This window comes from Ferruginibacter sp., assembly GCF_031430955.1.
GTDB lineage: Bacteria > Bacteroidota > Bacteroidia > Chitinophagales > Chitinophagaceae > Ferruginibacter.
This window is the reverse complement of record NZ_JANPCM010000671.1, coordinates 1-3,252: the sequence shown is the minus strand read 5'-3', so window position 1 is coordinate 3,252 and position 3,252 is coordinate 1. Positions and strand designations below refer to the sequence as shown.

Here is a 3,252-nt window from a genome sequence, read left to right as displayed (position 1 = left end):
CTCATGACTCAATAATTTTTTACCGCTTTCAGTATTGGGAGAATATTGCCCGTCATTAAAAACAATATTGTTTCCCGACGTATAGGCCAAAGCATTTATTGATTGTGCCGATTTTGCAGCAACAGTACCGGTGTGCAGTTTTACATTACTAAAATCGTATCCAAAACGTGGCTCGTAAAAATTGCGGACTTCATTGGGCAATGCCTGTCCGCCGCTATTTAATCCACCAACATAGTTTTCCAAATTGCTGTCAGCAGTTTTTTCTTCGCCGCTTATTTCCTTACGCTGCATTTCTTTTTCTTTATCGCAGTGTTCGCATTTCTTTTGTACAGAAGTGATGATGGGCAAAGGTTTTAATTGTACGCCTGGTTGCTCCATCCGCATTACTTTATCGGCCATTGCATCTGCTTCCTGCTCGTAAACATCGTTAGGTTGATTAATGGTTAGCTTTGGTTGTATAAAAAAGCCTTTTGCATTTACTGCATTAAATTCCGCAGAAGACCGTTGTAACAATTGCTTTTCCATAATTACATTTTTAAAAAACTACTGCCTCCCCTACTTTTACATCGGCTGCTTTGTACACAGCATCCTGTATTTTATTACCCTGCGGATCTAACAAACTAATAGTGGCTCCTTTATTTGACAATGCCATTTTTGAAGGATCTACTTTTACTGTAATTGCTTCGCCGCCATTTATCTGGCCACTCAATACCTGCTTTCTTCCTTTAACTAAAAATGACCAGCCCGATAAATTGGTGCTTTGCGCCGAGCTGTTAAGCATGGAGATCTTTTCGTTTCCATAATCATCGCCGGAAGGATTTACCAATGCAGAAATAATTTTAAGGTTAGCATGACCGTTATGTCCGCTTAATGCGGCGGCTTTTATTACTGCAGCAAATGCATCAACTTTACCATGCCCAAACCATGGGCTCCATGTACCATCGGCACTGCCAATATTTTTAAAATCACCTTTATCGAATGGTGCAACCGGCGAAATATCCCACGATGTATTGGGATCGTAATTTGCTGCAGGTGTTTTTGCATAACCTGTCATATTTAAATCTTTGGATGCTGTTTGTTTTAATACTGCAATTACTTCTGCTGCTGTAAGATTGTTGTTGGCAGATATAACCAAAGCTGCAATGCCCGCTACCAAAGGTGTTGCGCTTGATGTGCCACCAAAAGATGCAGTAACTCCCGAAGGTGTTCCCTGTGCAGTTGATATACCCAAACCTTTTACCGTCATGCGATGATACTCATGCGAATTACTGCTGGGTGCACAAATGCCAATGCCTGTTCCGTAATTTGAATAGTGGCTTCGCTGTGCAGTGCTGCCCAATGCAGCCACATGCATTACACCGGTGATGCCAACAAAATTATTTACAAATCTTTTAGATGTTTCCACACCAACCCATACCCATTGATTGTTTTGAAAATCTATTCCATCGGTATAGGGTACATCTTCTGTTGAGGTATGGCTGATGGGGCAGTTCTCGTTTCCGGCTGCAAAAAGAAAAACAATGCCTTTGCCACGCCTGCCACCTGTTTGTGCCAACTGTGTAATTTTATCTACCACCTGCAGCGACCACAAACTCCTTGGCACTCCACCCCAGGAATTTGAAAGAATATCCACCTTATCAGCCACATAATTTAGTACTGTTAAAAATTTTGAATCGCTGATAAATAAACTTGGGCCATCAGATTCCCATTGCACCGGAAATAATTTACAACCGGGAGCAGCCCCAACCGTTAGTGATGCATCTACCTCGCCGCCAATTACACCTGCGCAGGACGTGCCATGATTTACACCGGGCAGGTACATTTGTGCCGGGCTTGCATCTATATCACTATTATTTATCAGCCGGGTGCCTCTCATATAACCCCAGCCGCCAAACTTATTTAAAGAATCAAAATCGGGATGGTTTAATTTACAGCCATCGTCTGTTACACCAACTACTACATTGCTGCTGCCGTAATTGTCAAGTATCAGCCATGCTTCTTCGCAACGGCTGCAGCTGCGGCTGTCTAAATCGGCATGTACAAAATGATTATGCAGGTGCCACTGCTTTGCATAAATTGGATCGGTGGGTAATGACAGGGCATAAGTTTTTACCTGCTGGTTTAAATCATTTTCAACATATTCTACCAGCGGTTCATTTTCGGTAAGTTGCACAATAAGTTTTACAGGGTTCATGCCTGTATATTGTGTTAGCTGAAAAAGATAATCTTTATCTGTATATTTTTCCAACTGCAGTAAACTGTACTTTGCTGCAAACTGATCAATTTTTGCAGCAGGCAAAGTAGTTTTAAATGTTACCAAAATTCTGTCGGTAACAAAAAAACTGTCTTTTGTTCCTTTTAAATAATAAGCATGATGTGTAGGTGCAATTAATCGGCTTTCTTCCATTGCAGTATCCAATTCGGCTGGCTCTACAATTACTTTAGTGGAAGCCGATGATACCTGTTTCTTTTCTTCTGTATCAAAAGCATCCAGTTCTTCGGGCAGTGCCCTTGTAATAAATTCATCGGCTGCTTTATCAAGCAGTATTTTTTTTCCGCCACGGTAAGTATATACCGCACCGGATGTTTTAATTGCATTTGCCATGATAGTAATTTTTATTAGTGTGATAAATATTTTTAAAATATTTCGAAATTATTTTTACCATTCAACAGCTAAAGGAAAAAGCATCCAGGGCAGTTTTATATAAGCAAACCCCCAGGGAATTTTATCCAGTAAAATATCCACTGCATTTCTTTCTACCTGCAGTTTCCAGTAACCATCAGTTTCATTAAAACTTAATTTTCCTTTTCGTTGTAAAAATGTTTGCTGTAAGGATGCTGACGAAGTATTTTTTAAAACTGACCAATGTGTAATTACAGCATTCAGTAACTCACCGGCTTCTTTAATTTCAGCATCGTCCAATTGTATAAAGCGGTCAATATGCTCTTCGTTGCTAAGGCCACACAAAATTTTATTGAGGGGCATTACAAATTCGGGTAATTGCTGTTCGCTATTTATAAGGTACTGTAAAAGATGTGCCGCCTTTTGTTTACAGAAATCATTTTTAAAACGCTCCTCTTCCATCAGCCCTGTTGCTTTAAATAAATTATGCAGAAAAGGATGCAGGATTATTAATCCGGCATTTTCTATAAATACTGATTTTTCTTCCGGTTCATTTTTAATTTTTTCTTTGCTGTCTTCTTTTTTCACAACCGTCTGCGGTTCTTCAATATTTTTTTTTTCTGCTGTTG

3 protein-coding genes are annotated in these 3,252 nt (G+C 39.8%); all 3 read right to left on the bottom strand.

The window, feature by feature from the left end; translation table 11 throughout:
* Nucleotides 1-525, bottom strand: a 525-nt coding sequence (locus tag ACY65O_RS19200) for an eCIS core domain-containing protein (RefSeq protein WP_462222471.1), incomplete at its 3' end; no start/stop codon positions are given.
* A 10-nt stretch (nucleotides 526-535) separates the two neighbouring features.
* Nucleotides 536-2,605 (bottom strand): S8 family serine peptidase, encoded by a 2,070-nt coding sequence (locus ACY65O_RS19195; protein WP_462222470.1) that lies wholly within the window; start codon nucleotides 2,603-2,605, stop codon nucleotides 536-538.
* Between the two features lie 54 nt (nucleotides 2,606-2,659).
* Nucleotides 2,660-3,252: contractile injection system tape measure protein (locus ACY65O_RS19190; RefSeq protein WP_462222469.1), on the bottom strand; the 593-nt coding region annotated here is incomplete at its 5' end.